The following is a 21,843-nucleotide window of genomic DNA, read 5'->3' as shown; positions in this document are numbered from 1 at the left end:
AATAAATCATTTTGTAAAAAATAAAAAAGGAGGTGATAAAATTGATACCAAATAAAAGATTAGTGTCAGGGATCAAACCAACGGGCGATCTTACTTTAGGAAATTATATTGGGGTTTTAAAACCTTTGCTATATTTGCAACAAAACTTAAAAAATTTTGATTTTTATCTTTTTATAGCTGACTTGCACGCCCTTACTTTTTATCAAGAACCCCAAACACTAAAACAACAAATCAAAAAAATAGCAGCTCTTTATTTGGCATCAGGGCTTGATCCTGAAAAAATAAATTTGTTTGTTCAATCTGAAGTAACACAACATACTTATTTGGGTTATCTCTTGGAATGCAATTCTTATTTTTCTGAACTACAAAGAATGATTCAATATAAGGAAAAAAGCAAAATTAATGCAGAAGGAATAAGGACTTCTTTATTTACTTACCCCACATTGATGGCAGCTGATATTTTGATGTATGATGCAAATTTAGTGCCTATTGGCAAAGATCAAAAACAACATTTAGAATTAACTAAAAACTTGGCTACAAGATTTAACAATTTATATGGTAATACTTTTGTTGTTCCGGAACCTTTTTTTAATCCTTTGGGTTCGAAAATAAAATCTTTGCAAAACCCTTTGAAAAAAATGAGTAAAAGTGATACGGAAAATCCTAAAAGTTATATTTTACTTTTGGATGATCCTCAAATAATTAAAAGTAAAATTGCCCAAACTGTTACAGATTCCCAAAAAATAATTAAATATGATCCAGAAAATAAACCTGGAATTTCTAATCTTTTAACCATTTATGCTTCTTTAAAGCAAATTAGTATTTTTGAAAGTGAAAAACTTTTTCAAAAAAGTAATTATAAAGAGTTAAAAAATAAAGTCGGTGAAGAAATAATTAATTTTGTTGTACCTTTGCAACAAAAATTTTATCAATTAATTAATAGTGCAAAATTGGATGATATTTTAAATAAAGCAGCTCAAAAAGCTTCCTTGATTGCAGAGAAAAAAATCCAACAGGTACGAAAAAAATTAGGTATTTTAAGATTTTGATGTATAATATTTATAAATAAAAAAGACAACCTTTTTAGGGTTGTCTTTTTTATTTAATAACTTTTTTTATTGTGTGCTTTAATTACTTGTTGTAAAGCTTTCCAAGGAAGACTTATACAAACGACTCTTCCAGGAAAATTAATAAAATGTTTAAATAATAGTAATTCTTTGTCAAATTGAGTTTCATCATATATTTGATTATTAATCATAGCTAAAAAATGATTTATTTTTTCTAATGTTTGTGGAATTTCTAGATTCTTAAGATGTATAGACATCAAACTTGCTGAAGCGCGACAAATAGCACAAGCTTGAGTTTCGTATTTAATATCTATTAATTTTTGATTTGAGATTTTGATTTGTAATGAAATAGAATCACCACAAGAAACATTTTTATTAGTTATGTTTATAAAATCAGGGTCTTGGGAAAGTCCCCAATTTTGAGGTTCTTGATAATGTTTAATGATTAAATCACGATATAATTTATTTATTTCTAACATTTTAATGCCTTGAGTTATTTATTAAATTTGGAGAAAAAAGTTTGCGTTTTTTTTAAGTTTTTAATTAAAATATCAACGTCTTCTTGATTGTTGTGAATGCCTATAGAAACTCTAATTATACTTGTTTGTTTTAGTTTTTGAGTAGCTAAAAAAGCACAACATCTACCAGTTCTTACATAAATATTTTCCTGAGCTAAAAAAGCTTCTGCATCATGGGCATGAATTTGATTAAAGTTAAAAGTAATGATGTTAGAAAAAGCTTGAGGATTATAAATTGTGATGTTAGGAATTTGTTTTAATTCTTTCATTATATTTTGATAAATCTTTTTTTCATGTTTTTGGATGTTTTCAAAACCAATTTCTTCCACAAATTCCAAAGCTTTTTTAAAAGCAAGAATTCCTGAAATATTAGGAGTTCCTGATTCAAATTTATTAGGACCTGCGTTGAGTAAAAAATGTTTTAAAGAAAATTCTTTAATGGAAGTTCCTCCAAATGAAGGAGGTTGTAATTGTTCTAATAAATGATTTTTGCCAAACAAAATCCCTATTCCAAAAGGACCGTATAATTTGTGGGATGAAAATGCTAAAAAATCTACATCTAAAAATTTAACGTCTATGGGTAGGTGACTTGATGATTGGGCAGAATCTAAAATAACTAAAGCGTTTTTTTTGTGAGCTAAAGTTGTTATTTCTTTAATGGGAGTTTCGTACCCTAGTAAATTAGAAACATGAGTTAAAACAACTATTTTAGTTTTGTTTGTTAAAACCTTAGCAAAATTTTCTACAGTTATTTGATTCTGTTCGTTTAGGGGAACAAAAATTAATTTTGCTTTTTTTAGTTTGGCTTGTTTAAACCAAGGAAACGCGGAAGAATTATGTTCTAATTCTGATGTAATAATTTCGTCACCTTCTTGAAGGGTTTCTCCTAAGCTTTGAGCTAATATATTTAAAGAATCAGTAGTTCCTTTAGTAAAAATAATTTCTTCTGATTTGGAATTAATAAAATTAGCTGTTTTAATTCTTGTTTCGTTCATTAGTAAAGTGTTTTGATGAGACAAAACGCCAAAAGATTTGGTATTGAGTCCATTTGTGCTATAAAATCTAGTCAATTCATCTATTACTTTTTGAGGTTTTAAAGAAGTAGCAGCATTATCAAAGTAAACAATCTTGGGGTTGGTTTTGAAAATTGGGAAAAAACAGCGAAAAGGATTATTTTGCATTTTGGAAACCTCTTAATTTGTTAAGACATATTTTTTCATAAATGAATTAATAAAATAAATAAAAAGTTATTAATAATTAAAAGACTATTAAAGCGTTGTTTTTTTTGCCTTTTTTCAAAAGGACATATTTATCAAATAAAGTGTTTTTTTTGGTTATTGCAAAATCAAGGGATTTGATTTTTTGATTAAATAATTTAATAGTGTTGTCTTTGATAAATTCACGAGCTTCACTTTTAGAAGTTGCCAGTTTTGTTTGAACTAAAGCATCAACTAATAAAATATCTTCTTTTGTGGAATGACAAAACAAAGTTTTTTGCAATAAAATAAAATCTTTTTCTTGGAAAGATTCTTTTTTAGCATTAGAAAATAAAATTTGGTTAGTTTTTATACATTCTTGCAAAATATCTGAGGAATGAATTAAAGTAATAATGTTTTGGGTAAGAGCTTTTTGAGCTAATCTTTGTTGGGGGTTTTCCAAGGTGTTTTTTTCTAATTCCAAAATTTCTTGCTTGGGGATTAAAGTAAGCATTTTTAGATAATTGATTACTTCTTTATCAGAAACATTTAAAAAATATTGATAAATTTCATAAGGGGAAGTCATTGAAGGATTTAACCATAAAGCCCCTTTTTCGCTTTTGCCAAATTTCGTTCCATCTGAATTTAACAAAAGAGGAGTGCTAATTCCTAGGGCATCGGATTTTTTTTCTAATTTTCTGATGAGTTCTAGTCCGCTTGTGATATTTCCCCACTGATCAGAACCGCCTAATTGTAATCTAACTTTATGATTTTTGTATAAATGATGAAAATCTAAAGATTGTAAAATCATATAAGAAAATTCAGTAAAAGAGATGCCAGAAGCAAGTCTTTTGGCTACTGCGTGTTTGGAAAGCATATAGTTAATGTTAAAAAGTTTTCCGTAGTTTCTGAGGAAAGAAATGATATCTATTTGAGAAAGCCATTGATAATTATTAACAAATTCTACTTGTTTGTTTAACAATATGTTTTTAAGTTGACATTCAATACTTTTAGCATTTTGCAATGAATTTTCTAAAGATAATAATTTTCTTTCTTCAGTTTCTTTGGGATCTCCTATTAAACCTGTAGCCCCACCTACTAAAATAACGGGTAGATGTCCTTGTCTTTGCATTAATAAAATCATTGTTATTTGAACTAAATAACCCACTGTTAAAGAATGAGAAGTAGGATCAAGCCCACAGTAAAACTTAACTTGGTTGTTGTCTAATAATTCTTTAACTTGTGTTTCGTTACTACAATCTTTAATTAAATTACGCCATTTTAATTCTTCATAAAAAGACATTTTGAGCTCCTATTTTATTTTTAGAAATAATTTTCTTGGTTTTGAAAAAAATCATTAAAATAGAGTTGTTTTTAATAATTTTCTAAATTTTGTTTATTAAAAAAAAGGGGAAAAATATATTTAAAAAATGTTATTAAAAGTTTTTTATTATAAAAAAATGTATTTCTTTAAACAAAAAAACAATTTATCTTTGTTCTTTAATGCGAGAAGCTTTAGAAGAAAGGTTGCGAACATAATGCAATTTGGCGCGATGAACAATACCACGACTAACTACTTCTATTTTCTCGTTAGTAGGGGAATGTACTGGGAAAGTTAATTCAATTCCTACACCAGCAAATATTTTTCTTACAGTAAAAGTTTCTGTAACTAATCTTCCTTGGCGTTTAATAACTAAACCTTCAAAAATTTGAACCCTTTTGCGGTTTCCTTCATCAATTTTGATAAATACTTTAACTGTATCACCAGGTTGGAAAAAAGGGACATCTTTAAGTTGGTGCTGGTTAACTGATTCTATTAAATTTTGTCCTTTTAATTGAGACATAATTTTGCTCCTTTGTTGAATTCAAATAAATAATTCTTGAATTATTTTTGTAATTCTTGTTTAATTTCTGTTAAAAGTTTGGTTTGTTCTAAAGTTAATTTTTTATTTTCCAAAAGATCAGGTCTTTTTTGTAAAGTTGCCTTCAAGCTTTCTTTTTGGCGCCAACATCTTATTTTGGCATGGTTTCCAGATAACAAAACAGCAGGCACTTCGTGATTCAAATAACTTTGCGGGCGGGTGTATTGAGGATATTTAAGCAAACCTTGTTGATGGGAATCTTCAAGATAAGATTGTTCTTTGATAACTTCTGGAAGCAGTCTTGTAATTGCATCAACCAAAACAGTAGCAGCGATTTCTCCTCCTGTCAAAACATAATCACCTATGGAAATTTCTGCATCAATATATTGCAATATTCTTGCATCAACCCCTTCATAATTACCGCATAAAATAATTAAATGAGTTTCTTTTTGAGCAAAATTAGTGGCATGCATTTGATTAAAAATTTGTCCTTGAGGAGATAATAAAATAACTTTGCTTTGGGGAGTTTTTATTTTTTGTAGACAATCAAAAAAAGGAGGGAAAAAAAGCAACATTCCAACTCCTCCTCCATAAACGCTATCATCTACTTGATTATGTTTATTTTTGCTATAAGTTCTTAAATCATGAAGTTTTATTTGAACTTTTTTTTGTTCTAAAGCTCTTTTAATAATGGAAGTTTCGCAAAAACTTTTAAAAAAAAGCGGAAAAATAGTTATAATTTCAATAATCATAAAATTTAGTTTTTAACCGTTAAAGGCGCTTTCATTTATTTTTGAAATTGAGAAAAAAATTATTTTTCAACTTTAGTGTTAGTTTTTGCAAAAAATTTATTTTTTTTAAATACTTTTTTGACTGTTTTAGTTGGTTGAGCGCCATTGGATAACCATTTTTGTACTTTGTTGTGGTCTAATTCAACAATATCTAAAATAGTGTCATAAGTTCCTAAAATTTCTAAAAATTTACCATCTCTAGCATTTTTAGATTCGCTTGCAACTACTCTGTAAAAAGGTCTTTTATGCACTCCGAAACGTTGTAAACGCATTTTTATTGCCATAATAAAAACCCACTTTCTATTTTTTTATTAATCGTTTAATCGTAAATTAAAAAGTTCATCTTAAATATTATCACATAAAATAACTGAATTGTCAAGTGTTTTTGATAAAAAAGATGAGAAAAATGTTTTTTGATGAATTCTTAAAAAAATAAAATCTTTTGAAGATTTTAATTAAGGTGAAAGATATTTCAGTACATTAAAAAATGTTTAAAAATCAATAACAATAAATAATAAAGGGAGTGATTTTAATGAAAAATAGTGTGCTTTGTTGTTTTCAAAAAATAAAATATTAAAATTGTTCTAAGACAAGACAAAAAGAAAACCCAAAACAAATTACTTTGGGAAATTATTTATTCTTTGAAATGCCTTTTTATCTTGGCTTTTCCTATAATTATTTTTTTTATATTGGCTATTGATTAAAAAAATAATTAACTTTGTATTTTTATTTTTTATTCATGAGGAGAACTAATAGGTATTTTGGTTAAATATCCATTGATAAATTCGTCGATGTTTCCATCCATTACTTGTTCTAATTGAAAAATTTCTTGATTAGTGCGGTGATCTTTAACCATTTTGTAAGGATGAAAAACATAGCTTCTAATTTGAGAACCCCAACCATTTTCTTTTTGGTCGCTTTGAAATTTTTTAGCATTTTCTTCTTTTTGTTGTTTTGATGCTAATTGAAATAACTTGGTTTTTAGCATTTGCAAAGCTTTTTCTTTGTTTTTGATCTGACTACGTTCATTTTGACAACCCACTACTAATCCTGTTGGCAAATGAGTTATTCTTACTGCTGAATCAGTAGTATTTACGTGTTGTCCGCCTGCACCACTACTTCTAAAAACATCGATTTTAAGATCTTCTGTTTTTAAATTAATTTTGATTTCTTCATTAATTTCTGGCAAAACATCGCAAGCTACAAAAGAAGTATGTCTTTTGGAATTAGCATCAAAAGGAGAAATTCTTACCAAACGATGAACTCCTTTTTCCGCTTTTAGATAACCATAAGCATAAGTTCCTTTAATTAATAAGGTAGCTGATTTGATTCCTACTCCTTCACCTGGTTGATAATCAAGAATTTCGGTTTTAAAATTCTTTTTTTGAGCATATTTTTGATACATACGGAAAAGCATTTCGCACCAATCTTGCGATTCAGTGCCTCCTGCTCCTGGATGGAATAATAAAATAGCATTGTTAATATCATAAGGTTGATTCAAAAAAATTTTAATTTTGAAATCAAAAACGGCTTTAGTAAGGTTTTTTAATTCTTCTTCTAATAAAGCAGAAGTTTCATTTGGGCTTTCATTTAAATTAAATAAAGTTTCTAGATCCAAATAATTTTGTTCTAAAGTTTCTAAAGTAGTTTTTTTGTCTTGCAAGTCGTTGAATTGTTGGCTTATTGTAACAGCTTTTTGGGGGTCTTGCCAAAAATCTTCTTTTTGCATGGCACAATTTAATTTTTCAATTGTTTGATTGGTTTTTTTTAAATCAAGGGCTTGTTTTAAATCTTGAAGGTTTTGATGCAAGTTTTGTAAAATTTGATTAATTTCGTATTTTTCCACAAATTAATTCCAAGGTTTTTTAGAAGTTCTTACTTTTCTAGTTCTTCTTTTTTTAGAAGATTCATCATCGCTTGAATCATTGTTTAAAAAAACTTTTTGGTTGGGAGGTGTTTGAAAACTATCTGCGAAAGAAAACTTTAAAATAGTAGCAGTAATGTCGTTTGCAATTTTTGCAATCATGTTATTGAATAAAACTTGTCCTTCTTTTTGATATTCAATAAAAGAATCTTGTTGTCCGTAACTTACAAATCCAATTCCTTGTCTTAAAGAACTCATGTCATTGATGTGGCGTTGGTAGTAATTATCAATTATTTTTAATGTAATCCATTTAAGACCTTTTGCAAAATATTGAGCTTTATCAGGGTCTTTTTCAAAAAAATCTTTTTGAGATTGTAAAGTGGCTTTTACTTTTTGCAATAAATGTTGTTGAAAAGAATCAAGGGAGTTTGTTTTAGGGTTGTTGCATAATTCTTGTACTTCTTCTAAATCAAAGGTTTGTTTAGGGAAAAATTTATTTTCTAAAAAAGTAATTAAAGTTTGGGTTTGACATTGGGTAGGGTTGTTAGTAAAATGTGGCAAAATAGCTTTATTAAGGGTCTTTTGCATTAAATCTTGAACGATTTGTTCTACTCTATTGCTAACTAGAATTTCTTTTCTTTGGTTATAGATAATTTCTCTTTGAATACGTAAAATATCATCATATTTTAAGAGGTATTTACGATAGTCAAAATTGGAAGATTCTACTTTTTTTTGTATTTTGGTAAAAAATTTAGTCACCATTTTAGATGAAGTTTTAGTTTCGGAATCGCTTATTTTTTGGAGCAAAGAAATAATTTTTTCTATTCTAGTGCCACCAAATCTTTGGGCAAGTTCATCTTCGCTAGAAATAAAAAAACGTGAATAACCAGGGTCGCCTTGACGTCCAGCACGTCCTCTTAATTGGTTATCAATTCTTCGTGATTCGTGTCTTTCAGTACCTAAAACAGCAAGTCCGCCTAATTCTTTAATCCCTTCGCCTAAACGAATATCAGTTCCACGTCCTGCCATATTAGTAGCAATAGTAACTGCATTTTTAAGTCCTGCCTTAGCAATGATGTCTGCTTCTTTAGAGTGGTTTTTGGCATTTAGAATTTCGTGTTTAATGGAATGTTTTTTTAATTTTTTAGAAATAATTTCAGAAACTTCTACTGTAGTTGTCCCAATTAAAATGGGTTGTCTTTTTTTGTGGCGAGAAGTTATTTCTTCAATTAAAGCGTCGTATTTTTCTTTTAAAGAAACAAAAATAAAATCGGGATCGTCAATTCTTATCATAGGAACATTGGTAGGAATTTCGATAACTTCCATGTTATAAATGTCTCTAAATTCATCTTCTTCGGTTTTGGCAGTTCCTGTCATCCCTGATAATTTGTGATAAAGACGGAAAAAATTTTGATAAGTAATAGTAGCTCCAATGGAAGTTTCTTCTTTAATTAATACTCCTTCTTTGGCTTCTAATGCTTGGTGAAGACCGTCGCTAAATTGGCGTCCTGGCAAAGCACGTCCAGTAAATTGATCAATAATTAGAACTTGTCCATCTTTGTAATCAACTAAGTAGTCTTTGTCTTTGTGCATCGTAAAAGCTGCTTTAAGGGCGTTTTTGACATGGTGGAGCAAAGAGGCGTGTTCTACGTTGTATAAATTATCAATTTGGAAAAAGTTTTCAGCTTTGGTAATTCCTTCTTCGGTAAGTTCAATTGTTTTAGTTTCTAATTCAATAAGATAATGGCTATTTTTAAGGGTGCGAACAAAACGTTGTGCTTCTTTGTATAAATTCTTAGTTTCTTTGACACTTTGGGAAATAATTAAAGGCGTTCTTGCCTCATCAATTAAAATAGAGTCTACTTCATCAACAATAGCATAACTGTAAGGGCGTTTCATTACCAAATTGGAAGCTTCAATTTCCATGTTGTCTCTTAAATAATCAAACCCTAATTCACTGTTAGTAGTGTAGAGAATATCACATAAATAGGCTTGTTGTTTTTGTGCGTGGTCTTTGTCTTTGGTATTAAGTCCTACTGTCATTCCCAAAAAGCGAAAAACATCACCGATGCTACCTTCAAATTCTCTTTTAGCTAGGTATTCATTGACTGTAACAATGTGAACAGGGTTACCACTTAAAGCGTTAAGATAAGCAGGCATGATGGCAGTAAGGGTTTTTCCTTCCCCAGTTTTCATCTCAGAAATATTTCCTTGATGCAAAATTACAGCGCCCAAAATTTGAACGTAATAAGGAGTAAGTCCTGTTACTCTTTTGGTAGCTTCTTTGGCAAGAGCATAGGCTTCGGGCAGCAGTTGGTTAAGGGTTTTTCCTTCTTGAAAGAGTTTTTTTAATTCTGCGGTTTTTGTGACAAAATCTTTGTCATCTAATAAAGCCATTTGGGCTTCTAAATTTTGTACTTTATTAGCTATGGTTCTAGCTTTTCTTAAAGCTTTTTTGGAAGAATTAAATATTTTTTTAAAAAAATTTAACATAATCGTTTTAATCCTTTATATTTTTTAGTTTTTGAATTTGTAATTGCGGGTTGTTGGTTCGTATTTCAATAATTCTTACTTTGGTTCAATATTAAAAAATGAAAATAAAATGAAGTGAGGTGAAAGTGCAATGAAAATAAAATAATGTTAATTTTTATCAAAAACCTGAGTGAAAAAACAAAAATTAACAATTTTAGGGGGAAACCAAAGTAATTGGAGGGGAAAAATGAAAATAATTGGGGTGGTATTTTGGGTAGCAAAAGTCCTTATTTGCAATCCCATTATTATTTATTTTAACATATATTTAGTGGTTTGTAGACATCATTTAATTATTTTTTGCTGTTTGTGGCTTTATTTGCGGATTTGGTGGTGGTGGTGAAAAAAAGCAAAAAGCGCGCGAGGAAAAAATGAAAAAAAGACTACCGCCATTAGATAGTCTTTTTTTAGTTAAAACAATTTATTTTGTGGTTTTAAAAATTGCTTTAAAAATTTGAACAATAAATGCGACCTAGAGAATTTTTTAATAATTTGGATTAATAATTATTTCAATTTATAATTATTTCAATTTATAATTATTTCAATTTATAATTATTTTGAATGTAATAATTGGGAATATATTTTAATTTTTTTCTTAGCAAAGACATTTTGCCTAACAAAATTTAGTTTTGTATGTTTGAGGTTGGGTTTGGTTTTTGTGTTGTAAAAAATCTTTTAAAAAGGTTTTGTCAATTTCCATCATAACATCCATTGGCAAAGAGGCCTCATCAAACCATTTTAGTTTAGCAACTTCATCATCTTGTGGGCTTAATTTTCCTTGTGTTTTAGTTACTACAAAAGCCATAACAACTGGATAGACAACATCTCCGTTAGGATAATTGATAACAAAATGTTTTCCACAATAGGTACGAAAGGGATAAATTTCTAAAGCTTTAAGACCTGTTTCTTCTTCTAGTTCTCTTACGCAAACATCAGCTCCAGTTTCTCCTAATTCCATTGCTCCACCATGAAGTCCCCAAACATTAAAATCTTTGCGGAATTGCAATAAATATTTATTATTTTCATAAACAATAACGGAAGCCCCAGGAGAAAATAAAGGGTCTTTTCCAATTTTTTGGCGCAATTTGTTGATATAGTTGCTCATTTAAAAACCTTTTTTCATTCTTTCTTTTTTAATTTATTTTTTTAATTTTAGCTTTTTAAATTTTAATATTGTTAATATTGTTAATATTGTCAAAAAGTTATTTTTGAATTAAGAAATAAATATTTTTGGTAAAATTAGTAAAAAGTGTAGATAGCATAGATAGCAAATAAATGAAAATGCAAATAATAAGTTTTTTGTAAAAATATTTCAAATTATTATTTGATTTATTATAAATAGTTGTTTAATTGATGGCTAAAATTTTGCTAATATTTTTCCTCCCAATATTTTTTTGGATAACTTTTATTTCTGTATTTGTTGGATGGCAAAATTTATGACTTTAATTTTTTTATTTTTTAAAGCAAACTTTACAAATGAAAGTCAACTTTTAAAATTAAAAACTTAGTGAAATAGGGCTTTAACAACCAAAATAAAAGATGACAAAACTAAAAAAATTATACTTACTATTTTATTTTAGCATTTTTTTTAATATTATGTTATTTTTTGCTAACTTTTTTTTATTTTTTTGTTGTTTTGTAATTTGAAAAAGGCAATTTTTAGTAATTTGTTAATTTGAGCTACTAAAAATACTTGATTATTCAAAAATATTGACTTTTATATTAGTTGTAAAAAGTGCAAAAATATTATAATAACTCAAAAAGGAAGCCCTTCAAAAAAAGGGCTTTTTTATTTCAAACATTTTATTATTAGAAAATTATAAATCTTATTTATTGTAACTTTTTTTTAAAGGATATTTTTTAGTAATTTCATCTAAATCTTTTTGAGATAAAGTTTTTTTAATTAATAATTTACGGGCTATTTCATCTAAAGCATCTTTATTATTTTGTAATAAATGTTCTGTTTTTTGTAAAAAGGCATTAAAATCTTTTTGAGGATAAGGAGAGAATTTATTTAAGTTATGTTTAGCACTATTATGGTCAAAACCAGAGCCTTTTCCTACTTGTAAACGTTTCATTTGATGGTTTTTGGCTAAAATATTTTCAGCAGCAGTTCCTCCAAAATTAACGAGTGTTTCTGTTTTGGGATCAGATTTTAAAACTTTGCAAGAAGTATGTCCCAAGGTTCTTTGAGTACGTTTAATTGTAACGTAAGGAACTTGAAAATTTTCAGGATATAAAAGAGCTATAAGAGTATGTCCTGCTTCATGATAACTTGTTATTTCTTCTTCTTCTAATTGTTTTTCTTTTAAAAAATAACTCAATAGATCATATTTCAAAAAGTTTTTAATTTTAGTGTGATTACCAAGATAAATAACAGTTATAAATAAAACATTAATTCCAATTAAACCCCAAAGCCAAATATGGATTAATTGATTTGACAACTTATTATCTAATTTTTGATAATCATTGTTTTTCTTCATAATGATAAACTCCACTCTGATTTAGCCAATCATTTATTTGTGTTATGGTTTGTTCTGGGGTTTTAAAATTTTGAAAAGAATTATTAAACCAATTAAAAGTTTTATTATGTGATTGAAGTGATTCAGAAGAAAGTGTTTTTAATAAATCTGATAATTCAGTTGCATATGTTTGAATTATGTCTTTTAAACCTTGTTTTAGGTTTTTTGGTTGATTGTTTAGTTCGTTTAAATGACTTTCATAAGATGCTAAAATTTGTTCTAGATTAAGTTCTAATTTAGGGTAATTGATAACTGGAGGAATTTCTTGTCCTTGGGGTTCTGGACATGTTTCTTTTATTTTATTTATTGTACTTTTTATGTTTTCTTGTTCTTGTTGTTTGTTTTGTTTTTTTTGTTGAACTTTTTCTTCCTCTTCTGAAATTTCCTTTTTCTTCTTTTTTTGTTCTCTTTGATTTGATTTTATTAATTCTATATTTTTATTATTTAATTGTAAAATATCTTTTTCTGTTTGAGTTTGTTTTTCCACATTAGGAAATAAATCTTTCAAAAAATTCATAATTTCATCATGTTTACTTTTAAAATTAGTATAATGTTTTTCTAAGTCATCTTTTAATTGATTTTGGTCTTTTTTACTTTTGTCGGTTTTTTCAGATAAGTTAGTGTGTAGGTTTTGCATAACATTATCAAGCCAAGTGTTTTGGTCTTTAAAAAGATTTTTGTCATCTTCTTTGATAATTTGTTCTGGAGTTTGGATTTTTTGAAAAAAAGTATTAATATCTTTTTTATAACTTTGATATTCATTTTCAATTATTGTTTCATTTTTTTTGTTTGTTGCATCAAAAATGGGTAGATTAGATATTTTTTCTTGTTGTAATTTTTGAATAAAATTATTTATATTTGTGTTATGTGCTTTTAATAAAAGTAATATAGTTTGAATATAAAAATAAGCATTACTGCTTTGTTTAAAATTAGTTTTTGAGTTGTTAATTAATTGATCGTAGTGTAATTCTTTATCTACTTCTTCATCTTGTAATTTTTTTAAGAAACTTAAAAAATTATTTTTTGTTAAAGGAGTTGCAAAAAACCCATTTAATTCATTATGTGGTTCTAAGTTATTAAATTTGGTTTTCATCTCTTCTGATTCTTCCAAAAGAGCTTGATATTTAACAATTAAGTCTTCTATTTTAGCTTTTAATTCAGCTAAACTTTGATCTACTTCTTGTTTAGTTTTGGCTTGTTGTTGGGTAAATTCTTCTCTTTTGGTACAATAATTATTATTAAAAGTATCAAAATCTTTTTTTAAAGAAGTTGTATTAAGATTATTAATTGTAGTTTCTTGGATAAATTTTTTAATATTGGTAATTTCTGTTTGAACCTCATTTTTGGAAGTTTCTAAAAGTTTTAATGGTTTATTAACATAAGTATCGATTAATTCATCAATTCCTCGTTGTAATTGTTCTTGTAAGAGATTTTCTTGTTGTAAATAAATTTCATAAGGTTTTCTATCTTTAAAACGATTAGTAATATCTTTTTTTTGAGTTTTTAATTCTTGTAATAAAAAAGTTTGATATTTTTGAATAGTTTCTTTTTGTTCTTGGTATATTTTTTCATAATTAGTATGAAGTTTTTCTAAATCTTTGAGTAATTTTTCTTTCATACCGTTTTGATTAGGATTATTGGAATCATTAGAAGTTATTGTTTTTAAAAGAGTATCTTGGTCTTCAATAGTACAACGTTTGTTTAGAATAAATTTAGCATAAACATCTTTTAATTGAGGTAAATTAGTATTTATTTGAGTATCGTTTTGCAAAACAACTTCTTGAGTAGCAGGTTGTATTTTTTTTTGAAAATAATCAATGAAATTATTTTTGTTGCGTCCATAAAAATCATCTATTAAAGTATCATCTCCATGAGCCAAAAAACGGTCAATTTCTGGGTCTATCTCATGAACTTCAAAATTATTTTTAGTTATTTCATTTGATAGTGTTTTGTGATTAACCGAAGTAAGATAATCATGTGGTTGTTCTTGCAAATGAAGTAGAGAAGAAGTTTTTTGCAATAAATTATTGTGATTGCTTATTTCAGTATAAAACTTTTCTACAATAGAATCGATATCTTGTTTTTGTTTTTCCTTTAATTCTAACAAAGTTTTAAAAAAGAGATTCAAAAACTCAATTCTAAATTGCAAATTAGAATAATCAGTTTGAAAACTTGAAAGTTGGGTTCGTTTTAGATTATCTTCATCTCTTAAAGAAAGTTCTTCTGTTTGGGAAGTTAGCTCTTGGGAATTGGAGTTTTTTTGGATATTGTATTCTTCCAAAACATATTTAGTTGTTAGAACTGCAATAAGATAATTAAAATATCGGTCTAAGGCACTTTCTAAATCAGATACTTGATTAGCTTTACTCAAGGATAAAATTTTTTCAAAAATAGGATTTGGTTTAGTTTGTCTTTGATTCCAATATTTGGTAAAAGTATCTTTATCATAAAAATAATCATATAATTTTTCGTATTGTTGTCTAGTTTCTTTTTCACAAGTTTCTCTTTGTTTGTCTTGTTGTTTTTTGGTTTGTTTATGTCTTTTAAAAACTTCATTTTCTTGGGCTGGTTCTGGTTTATATGGTAATTCTTGTTGTTCGTTTGGATTTGGAACTTCATCAGAAAAGACATAACAACTAATACTTATTTTTAAAAAGATTAATGCAAAAAGGAAAGGAAAAAGCCAATACTTATAAAAGATAATATAATTAGTATTTTTAGTAATAGTTTTTTTGGCAATAAGGTAATTATCCATATCAAATTAACCTCCTTTTAAAATATTTTCTTCAAGTTATGTTAGAGTATAAATTATAAATATTATACCATAATAATTGATTTTAAAAGCAATATTTTTTTAATAAATTATTGTTTTTTTTGTACGTCTTCGTCAATAAGTGGTCCTCGTGTTCCTAAATGATTATTTCTTGTTTCGTTATATAAAGAATTATTTATTTTTTTCAATGCCTCTTTAGCTTCTTGGCTTAAATTATTATTGTTTAAATAATCTTGTCTATGACCAAAATATTCACCAAAAGCTTCTTCTAAATCAGAAATTAAAATTTCTGAATGTCCATAGAAACCTGCTTTATTAGCAGCATTAGTAATTAAGTTTTCTAATTTTCTTCCTGATAAAAGGTCAAAGAAATGTTTTTTAATACCTTCTAAAACTTCTATATCATATTTAGGTTTGCCATTTTGGTCAGTTGGAGGATTATATTGGGTGCCTGCTTTTTTCATTTTTTCAAGTCTTTCATTTCTATCAACTACATTATTAACAGGGTCTAAGTTGCCATACAAATATTCTTTGTCTCCAATTTTTGTTCTACCTCTAACACTTTTTTTAGCAACGGAAGGAATAACATAACCATGTTCTATTGCTTCTGCAAACATTTCTGGATGGTCTAGGCAATAGTTGAAATTATCAGCAATAACTCTTAGATAATCATAAGTTTTTTGATTAATTTTGTAAAGTTTTGCCATAAGACGTAAGAATTTAATTCTTTCATTAGGTTCGATGTTTCCGATGTATACAGGTTCTAGACGAGAAACGATGGCAGAATCTATTTTTCCTAAGTGATTAGTTGCAGCCACAAAACAAATTGGTTTGTCAGGATCTGTTTTTACACCATCTAATTCAGCTAAGATTAAAGCGGTTTTTTTAGCATCACCTGGTTCTAAAAAGTCTTTAGAATCTCTGGCTTTAATAGTTTCTTCGGCTTCATCTGCAAAGACAATTGAAGGACTATTTTTTCTTGCTTTGGCAAAGATATTTTCTATTTCTTCCAAAGTGTTAGCGGGAGTAATAATATAGAAATTTAGCTGATGTTCTTTAGCAAAACATTCAGCTAAAAGAGTTTTACCAGTTCCTGGAGGTCCATAAAAAATAACTCCTCTAGGAAGTTTGGTAGGCTTTCCTTCTTTTCCTAAATTATATTTATGTTTTTTGCTTAGGTCAAAACGGTCCCCTATTTCTTTTAATTTTTTAATGGGTTCTTTTAATCCGAAAATAAAATCATAACGTTTAAAATTTTCAAAATTAAATTCTGGAGGAGTAAGCACATCTAATAAACCAGATAAAAAATCGGAGTTCATAGCAGAAACATTGGATGAATTATTTTGGGATTGGTCGTCGTCTTCATTGGGTTTTCCTGGAAAATTAGAATCTGGAAAAGGTCCGTTTACAAATTGATTTTCATGATCATTTTTAGTATAATTTAAAACCAAAGCAAGCACTAAAGAAAAAAAGGTTACTAAAATTAGAATAATTAAAGTTAAAGTAAGAGATTTGTTTTTTAGTTTCATTTATTTATACCTTTCTTAATTTAGGATTTCTAATGAATTTTATTTTTAAATATTGCAGGAAGTTTTTTTGTTTTTATTTCGTTTGCGTATGTAAAAAGAGATTTAACTGTTGTATCAATGTTTATGTTTAAATTTCGCAAATGTTTTTTTTCTAATTCAGAAACTTTAGAGGAAAAAGTTAGTTGATTGATTTTGGTTTTAGTATTAAGATATAGATCTAAAATATTTGCAAAAGCTCTTAGATACCCTCTTCCTTCTTGTAATTCTTTATAGTCATATGCAGGTTGTCCTGTTAATACATATTTTCCTGTCGTGCCATCTACTGCTGCTTTGTCTTCCAAATCCTTTTTAACGTTGTCTCTGAATTTACAACAATTTTGAAATTTTTCTACTAATACAATAATACCTTTAAGTGTGGTTCGTGCTGAATTTGCAGAAGAAGTACTAAGATTTGGGATATTTTTGTATTCTTTTTCAAATTGTTTTATAGCACTTTCAAAAATATGAGTTGTAACTTGGTCTAGATGATTTTGTAAATTAACTTCTTGAAGCCCTTCAAGATTATTTTCTAATCCTCTTAAGCAATCGTTGTTATCAAATTTCCAATCAGTAGTCTTTTTAACTTGTTCTAATTGTTTTTCCAATTCCTTACAAAAATTAGGTACTTCACCTTGAACTTCCTCTAAAGGATTGGGATTTGGAAGTGGAGTTTGGTTTGGTTCTGCTTTTTGTAATTTAGCTAAATCATTTTCTAATTTATTAATTTTATTATTAAATTGATAACATGCAAATACTAAAACAACAGTTATTAATACCAAAGCAACAACTGCTACTTTTTGCCAACGTTCTTTAGACAAATTTACTTGATTATTTTGTGTTAACATGGTTTTTTCCTTTTCTATTTATTTTATATCTTTTATATCTTTATATTTGTATTTAAAATGTATATTGTCCTTGTGAAGAAATAGTTCTTAAAAGCTCTATAAATTTTTCATAGGGTTTTTTGTCTTTTTCTTGGGGTGTGTTAGGTTCTAAACAATATTGATAGCGATAGATTACACGCGTGTTGGTTATTTACGTGCAGCCCCGCTCCAAACCGTACAAGCAAGTTTCCAAGCATACGGCTTTCCCTAAATTAATTATATTCAGGCTCACATCTCTTTTTTGAAGGCCAGTATTTCGCAACTGCTTTACCTAGGATACACCCTAGCTCCTCCACGAGTCCTTATTTCTTAACGAAATAATCGCTCCGCCCAGTTAAGGTCCTATATTACCCCGAATCCTGTTTTCATTTCGGTATGTCCCGCATTTATTCTAGGAAGTTTTCTTTTCGGACTTTTGTCTTACCACACCTAAGTGAGCCGTGACAGTCTTCCATTCTTATATGGTATTGTCATATAATTGGTGTCAGGGTTTGGGCGCCTAATAATATAGGTTTAACATTTCTGGATTCAGAAATTTAGACTCTTTTTTGCTTCTGGTTTAAATTAATTTACTGACTCCTTCGCCTTGTACCTAGCTTTCCTAGGCTCCGTGTGAGGGCAATTATCTTGGTTATTCCAAACCAAGTTTTAATTCCTCCGACTACTAAAAGTCTCTTTTTCCTTGAACCCAGAGGCATTTTAATTTCCTCTGTTTGGTATGGTTTTTAGGAATCTCGAATTTCCGACATCATTATGCCTGATAGTTTTAGGTTCGCTTTCGTTGTTAAAGCTTGTGGCTAGACTAGAACACTTTGTTTCCGTCAACGATATCATGAAGGGTGCTACTTAAAGCGACATGTGATTATATATAAAGACTTAAATCATATCTTCATATCTTACCTTCATTCCAGGGTTTCAATAACTTGCCCTTGAAGTTCTTAAATTACGATAATTTCCGCGATTAGGGATTTGCACCTTTTCCATGACTATCTTAGTCTTGCGAAAGCATCTTGGCTAGTTATTTCACCTCACTCCGCTTTTACGGTCTGCTGTAATCCACCATTCTTTCGTTTGGCTGACCGACCGCATGACCTCACGGAATAATCAAATCCGTGGCAACTGGCTAGATTACTATAATGATGCGTTTATTCGCGCCCATTTAAATTAAGATATTGACAATTAGGATTGAATTTTTTTATAGTATCCCAATTATTTAATAAAAATTGATTTTTTTCAAAAGTTTGTATAAATGCAGGTTCGGGTTTAGATTTGTCTTCTTGAAATTCTTCATCCATAAAGATGTTTTTGAAATTATTTATAAATTCAATTTGTTCTTGTGGATTTCTAAATAATGGTAAATAACGGTTATTTGCTCTGTCTTTCAACAAATTATCGAGTTTATAATTTTGCAATTTTTTACTTTGTGGGTTTGGTTCTTCTTTTTCAAATTGATGTTTAAGTGATTCATCTTTTGAAAGAGAATCAATTATATTTAAAAATCTAACTGTTTTAGAAAATAAATCATCATATTCAAAAGAAGTTTTTTTTCCTTTATTTGCTTTTTCAATTCCTTTTAACATTGACATTAAAGAAATAAGATGATGTTGAGTTTGATAAAAAGTAGTTTCTAAATATAGAATAGAATTTTGGTCTGCAAAATAATTATTTTTTATTTCTTCTTTTTTATAGTCTAATAAATGTTTTAATTCAAAGTAATATTTACTTATTTTTTTAATAGCTAATAAAAGATATTTAGTTTTAATAAGGGTTACTTGAAATAATAAAGCATCTCTTTCTTTTTTAACCATAGGATAAAAATTTGTTTCAAATTCGCTGTCTATACAATTTTTCCATTGTTGACAAGTTTGACATTTTTTAAAATAGTTTTGGGGTTTTTCGCTATGTTGGTATATATCAAAAGATTTAAGTTTTTCATTAAATTCATTTAAACATTTTATTTGTGATTCTAATTCTGTTTTTTCTTCTATTAAATGTTTGTATTCTTTCACTAAAGGACTTAAGTTTTCTTGAAGATTTTTAATTTTAGTTTGAATTGGGGGAAGTTCGTTATTTGTAATATTATTGATTTGAGTTTGATTAGATTGAACGGTGTTTTGTATATTTCTAATTTGTTCTTGAATATTACTATTATTCCTTCTTATTTCTTCTAAATTGCTTTCTGAGTAATTTTGTGATGTAGAACTTGGTTCGTTTTTGATTTGATTTCTCAAATTTGTAATTTTTCCTTGCAAAGAAGTATTTTTATTTTTTAAAGTTTCTAATTCATTTTCTAATTGTGCTTTTTTTCCTTTTTCTTCTAATTCTTGTTTTTCCAAAGGTTTTTTTTGATTATCTAATTCGGATAATTTTTGTTTTTTTTGATTATTTTCTGTTTGTAAATTCTCTATCTTTTTTTTATTTTGAGCTTTTTTATTTTCAATATAATCTTTTCTTATTCTTTTCAAATAATTAGTTTCTAATTTATTTTTAGGAATTTCATTAAAGTTATTTTGAAATATTTCATTATCTATATTATTTTTTTCTAAAATATCATTGACTTTATTAATAGTTTGTTCTACATTTAATTTATCATGATCCAGACTAAATGTTTCTGGTGCATCAAAAGGATATGGGGGATTATATGTAGGTAGTGTTTTTGTTTTTTTAAACCATCCAAAAGGATCAATAATAAGAATAGCTAATAATACAAATAAAAATCGAGATATAATTACAACTAGACATGATAATTGTTTTTGTTTTTGTTGTGTCACTTTTAAAACAACTGCCTTTCTTCTTATCCTAAATAAGAAATTGTTTTTTATTTTAAAAATGTAAAAATAATAAATTTTTAATATGATGATCAGTTTCCAAAAGATAAACAATTTAAAATGTTTAAAAACTTATAAAGCTCAATTTAGCTATTTTTGCAGCATTTGGAAAAACTTAGATATTATGCAAGCCAGTTTGTAAATTAATATAGTGAAATTATTACTTTTACATAAAAAAACCTTTCTTTTATTTTTGTTGTATATTAAGTATTGATAAATTAACAATTTGCAAATATTAATTACTAATTATAAAATTATTTATAAATATAATTATATCTATTAATTTATAAATATACAATTATAAATAATATTTTTAATCTAATTCTTAACAAATAACAAATAAGGAAAAAAACAAATTGTTAATTAACTATATTTTAACATCAAAAAAAAAAAAAACAACAAATATGCTTATTTATTTTAAATATTTGTATTTTTCCATCAATTTACAAATAAAAACTGCTAAAATATTAAAATATTGAGTAATTTTAAAAATATTGATGCAAATAACAATATATGTTGTATAATAAGAGTACTTATTTGTAATCTATGATTTGTGCTTTTGGTTTTAAGATTTAAAGATTTAGCAATGATAATTTGGCAATTTAGCAATTTTATAATTTATAATTTTATAAATAAGTTGTAGCATAAATGGGGTTTGATAAGTTATAACAAAAAAGAAAAGTAATTTTATGAAATTTGTAAAAAAAGAAACAAAAGACCAAAAAAACACAACAACTACCAAAGAACACAAAGACAAACACAAACAAAAAAAGCATAAATGGTCATTAATTCACATATTGTGCCTTATTTTAATGGTTATTATAATGTTTTTAAGTAGTTTTATTTTATATAACAAAGAACACAAAGACAAAATATTTACTCAAAAAAAAGAATCAACAAAACTACCAAATCCGATTATCCAAGAAAATAAACCAAATAAAGAAAATAATAATGAAATAGTTAACCAAATTAAATTAATTTCAAACGAAAATAATTTAATTGTTACAAACTCAAACGAAAATACCCAAATGATAAATATATACGATTCAATAACAAACAATTTAATCAAAAAAACTACTTTTTACCCCAATCAAAAAACTATTAATTTCATTGAAAAATACAACCCCCAAACTAAAAAATGCCTCCAAATAAAACACTTTACACAACAAGGAACTTTATTTTGTGTCATATATCTTGATCAAAATACTCAAAAAATAACAAAAATAATTTATTACCAAGACAATAACAAAATAGACAATGAAGCTAAATATAGCCTTCAAACTGGAAAAAAGATTTCTCATACTTACTATCTTAAAAACGGCATTGATATTGATTACATAGATAAATACAACGAAAAAGAAGAAATTTCAGAAACAATTGAGGTGTTCCAAAACTTTGGACAACTTTTTACTTTTTAAAAATTCTTTAAGACTAACTATTA

General features: G+C 27.2%; 16 protein-coding genes. 2 read left to right on the top strand and 14 right to left on the bottom strand.

Annotation, left to right across the window (positions count from 1 at the left end):
* The first annotated feature begins 44 nt into the window (after nt 1–44).
* A complete protein-coding gene (gene trpS / locus AACP42_RS01030; RefSeq protein ID WP_212775561.1) occupies nt 45–1,049 on the top strand; it encodes a tryptophan--tRNA ligase in 1,005 nt (334 codons plus the stop codon).
* 53 nt (nt 1,050–1,102) lie between these two features.
* On the opposite strand, the gene sufU is transcribed toward trpS, so the two are convergent.
* The 14 genes from sufU to AACP42_RS00960 all read right to left on the bottom strand — a co-directional run bounded on the left by sufU (nt 1,103) and on the right by AACP42_RS00960 (nt 20,345).
* Complete coding sequence (sufU, locus tag AACP42_RS01025) at nt 1,103–1,546, bottom strand: Fe-S cluster assembly sulfur transfer protein SufU (RefSeq protein WP_212775558.1); 444 nt, start codon at nt 1,544–1,546, stop codon at nt 1,103–1,105.
* 14 nt (nt 1,547–1,560) lie between these two features.
* Nucleotides 1,561–2,766: an aminotransferase class V-fold PLP-dependent enzyme gene (locus AACP42_RS01020; protein WP_212775557.1), complete on the bottom strand. Its 1,206-nt coding sequence runs from the start codon at nt 2,764–2,766 to the stop codon at nt 1,561–1,563.
* 76 nt (nt 2,767–2,842) lie between these two features.
* Nucleotides 2,843–4,084 (bottom strand): tyrosine--tRNA ligase, encoded by a 1,242-nt coding sequence (gene tyrS, locus AACP42_RS01015; RefSeq protein ID WP_212775556.1) that lies wholly within the window; start codon nt 4,082–4,084, stop codon nt 2,843–2,845.
* A gap of 184 nt (nt 4,085–4,268) precedes the next feature.
* Complete coding sequence (rplS, locus tag AACP42_RS01010; protein ID WP_212775555.1) at nt 4,269–4,625, bottom strand: 50S ribosomal protein L19; 357 nt, start codon at nt 4,623–4,625, stop codon at nt 4,269–4,271.
* A gap of 41 nt (nt 4,626–4,666) precedes the next feature.
* On the bottom strand, nt 4,667–5,395 hold the full coding sequence (trmD, locus tag AACP42_RS01005; RefSeq protein ID WP_212775554.1) for a tRNA (guanosine(37)-N1)-methyltransferase TrmD: 729 nt from the start codon (nt 5,393–5,395) through the stop codon (nt 4,667–4,669).
* Between the two features lie 59 nt (nt 5,396–5,454).
* A complete protein-coding gene (gene rpsP / locus AACP42_RS01000) occupies nt 5,455–5,718 on the bottom strand; it encodes a 30S ribosomal protein S16 (protein ID WP_212509092.1) in 264 nt (87 codons plus the stop codon).
* A 449-nt stretch (nt 5,719–6,167) separates the two neighbouring features.
* Nucleotides 6,168–7,280 (bottom strand): peptide chain release factor 2, encoded by a 1,113-nt coding sequence (gene prfB / locus AACP42_RS00995; RefSeq protein WP_212509093.1) that lies wholly within the window; start codon nt 7,278–7,280, stop codon nt 6,168–6,170.
* A gap of 3 nt (nt 7,281–7,283) precedes the next feature.
* Complete coding sequence (secA, locus tag AACP42_RS00990; protein ID WP_212775553.1) at nt 7,284–9,791, bottom strand: preprotein translocase subunit SecA; 2,508 nt, start codon at nt 9,789–9,791, stop codon at nt 7,284–7,286.
* Nucleotides 9,792–10,440: 649 nt separating this feature from the next.
* Nucleotides 10,441–10,932, bottom strand: a complete 492-nt coding sequence (locus tag AACP42_RS00985) for an NUDIX hydrolase (protein WP_212775552.1) — start codon at nt 10,930–10,932, stop codon at nt 10,441–10,443.
* A 721-nt stretch (nt 10,933–11,653) separates the two neighbouring features.
* On the bottom strand, nt 11,654–12,310 hold the full coding sequence (locus tag AACP42_RS00980) for a hypothetical protein (RefSeq protein ID WP_212775551.1): 657 nt from the start codon (nt 12,308–12,310) through the stop codon (nt 11,654–11,656).
* Nucleotides 12,294–15,104 carry a hypothetical protein gene (locus AACP42_RS00975; RefSeq protein ID WP_212775550.1) on the bottom strand — a complete coding sequence of 937 codons (2,811 nt, stop codon included), beginning with the start codon at nt 15,102–15,104 and terminating at the stop codon, nt 12,294–12,296. The genes AACP42_RS00980 and AACP42_RS00975 overlap by 17 nt, the downstream gene beginning before the upstream one ends.
* Nucleotides 15,105–15,211: 107 nt before the next feature.
* Nucleotides 15,212–16,651, bottom strand: a complete 1,440-nt coding sequence (locus AACP42_RS00970) for an AAA family ATPase (RefSeq protein WP_212775549.1) — start codon at nt 16,649–16,651, stop codon at nt 15,212–15,214.
* A gap of 29 nt (nt 16,652–16,680) precedes the next feature.
* Complete coding sequence (locus tag AACP42_RS00965; RefSeq protein ID WP_212775548.1) at nt 16,681–17,535, bottom strand: hypothetical protein; 855 nt, start codon at nt 17,533–17,535, stop codon at nt 16,681–16,683.
* Nucleotides 17,536–18,719: 1,184 nt separating this feature from the next.
* Complete coding sequence (locus AACP42_RS00960) at nt 18,720–20,345, bottom strand: hypothetical protein (RefSeq protein ID WP_339332554.1); 1,626 nt, start codon at nt 20,343–20,345, stop codon at nt 18,720–18,722.
* Nucleotides 20,346–21,091: 746 nt separating this feature from the next.
* Here AACP42_RS00960 and AACP42_RS00955 point away from each other — a divergent pair.
* Nucleotides 21,092–21,820, top strand: a complete 729-nt coding sequence (locus tag AACP42_RS00955) for a DUF2963 domain-containing protein (RefSeq protein WP_249402838.1) — start codon at nt 21,092–21,094, stop codon at nt 21,818–21,820.
* The last annotated feature ends 23 nt before the right edge of the window (nt 21,821–21,843 follow it).

Source organism: Hydrangea phyllody phytoplasma, assembly GCF_036985185.1.
Taxonomy (GTDB): domain Bacteria; phylum Bacillota_I; class Bacilli_A; order Acholeplasmatales; family Acholeplasmataceae; genus Phytoplasma; species Phytoplasma asteris.
Note: the sequence above shows the minus strand (reverse complement) of the source record. Positions and strands in the feature narration are given on the sequence as shown.

Bases quoted from the DNA above. Each gene is read 5' to 3' on its own strand.
- sufU (WP_212775558.1), bottom strand. From the start codon at position 1,546: ATGTTAGAAATAAATAAATTATATCGTGATTTAATCATTAAACATTAT.
- AACP42_RS01020 (WP_212775557.1), bottom strand. From the start codon at position 2,766: ATGCAAAATAATCCTTTTCGCTGTTTTTTCCCAATTTTCAAAACCAAC.
- tyrS (WP_212775556.1), bottom strand. From the start codon at position 4,084: ATGTCTTTTTATGAAGAATTAAAATGGCGTAATTTAATTAAAGATTGT.
- rplS (WP_212775555.1), bottom strand. From the start codon at position 4,625: ATGTCTCAATTAAAAGGACAAAATTTAATAGAATCAGTTAACCAGCAC.
- trmD (WP_212775554.1), bottom strand. From the start codon at position 5,395: ATGATTATTGAAATTATAACTATTTTTCCGCTTTTTTTTAAAAGTTTT.
- rpsP (WP_212509092.1), bottom strand. From the start codon at position 5,718: ATGGCAATAAAAATGCGTTTACAACGTTTCGGAGTGCATAAAAGACCT.
- secA (WP_212775553.1), bottom strand. From the start codon at position 9,791: ATGTTAAATTTTTTTAAAAAAATATTTAATTCTTCCAAAAAAGCTTTA.
- AACP42_RS00985 (WP_212775552.1), bottom strand. From the start codon at position 10,932: ATGAGCAACTATATCAACAAATTGCGCCAAAAAATTGGAAAAGACCCT.
- AACP42_RS00980 (WP_212775551.1), bottom strand. From the start codon at position 12,310: ATGAAGAAAAACAATGATTATCAAAAATTAGATAATAAGTTGTCAAAT.
- AACP42_RS00975 (WP_212775550.1), bottom strand. From the start codon at position 15,104: ATGGATAATTACCTTATTGCCAAAAAAACTATTACTAAAAATACTAAT.
- AACP42_RS00970 (WP_212775549.1), bottom strand. From the start codon at position 16,651: ATGAAACTAAAAAACAAATCTCTTACTTTAACTTTAATTATTCTAATT.
- AACP42_RS00965 (WP_212775548.1), bottom strand. From the start codon at position 17,535: ATGTTAACACAAAATAATCAAGTAAATTTGTCTAAAGAACGTTGGCAA.
- AACP42_RS00955 (WP_249402838.1), top strand. From the start codon at position 21,092: ATGAAATTTGTAAAAAAAGAAACAAAAGACCAAAAAAACACAACAACT.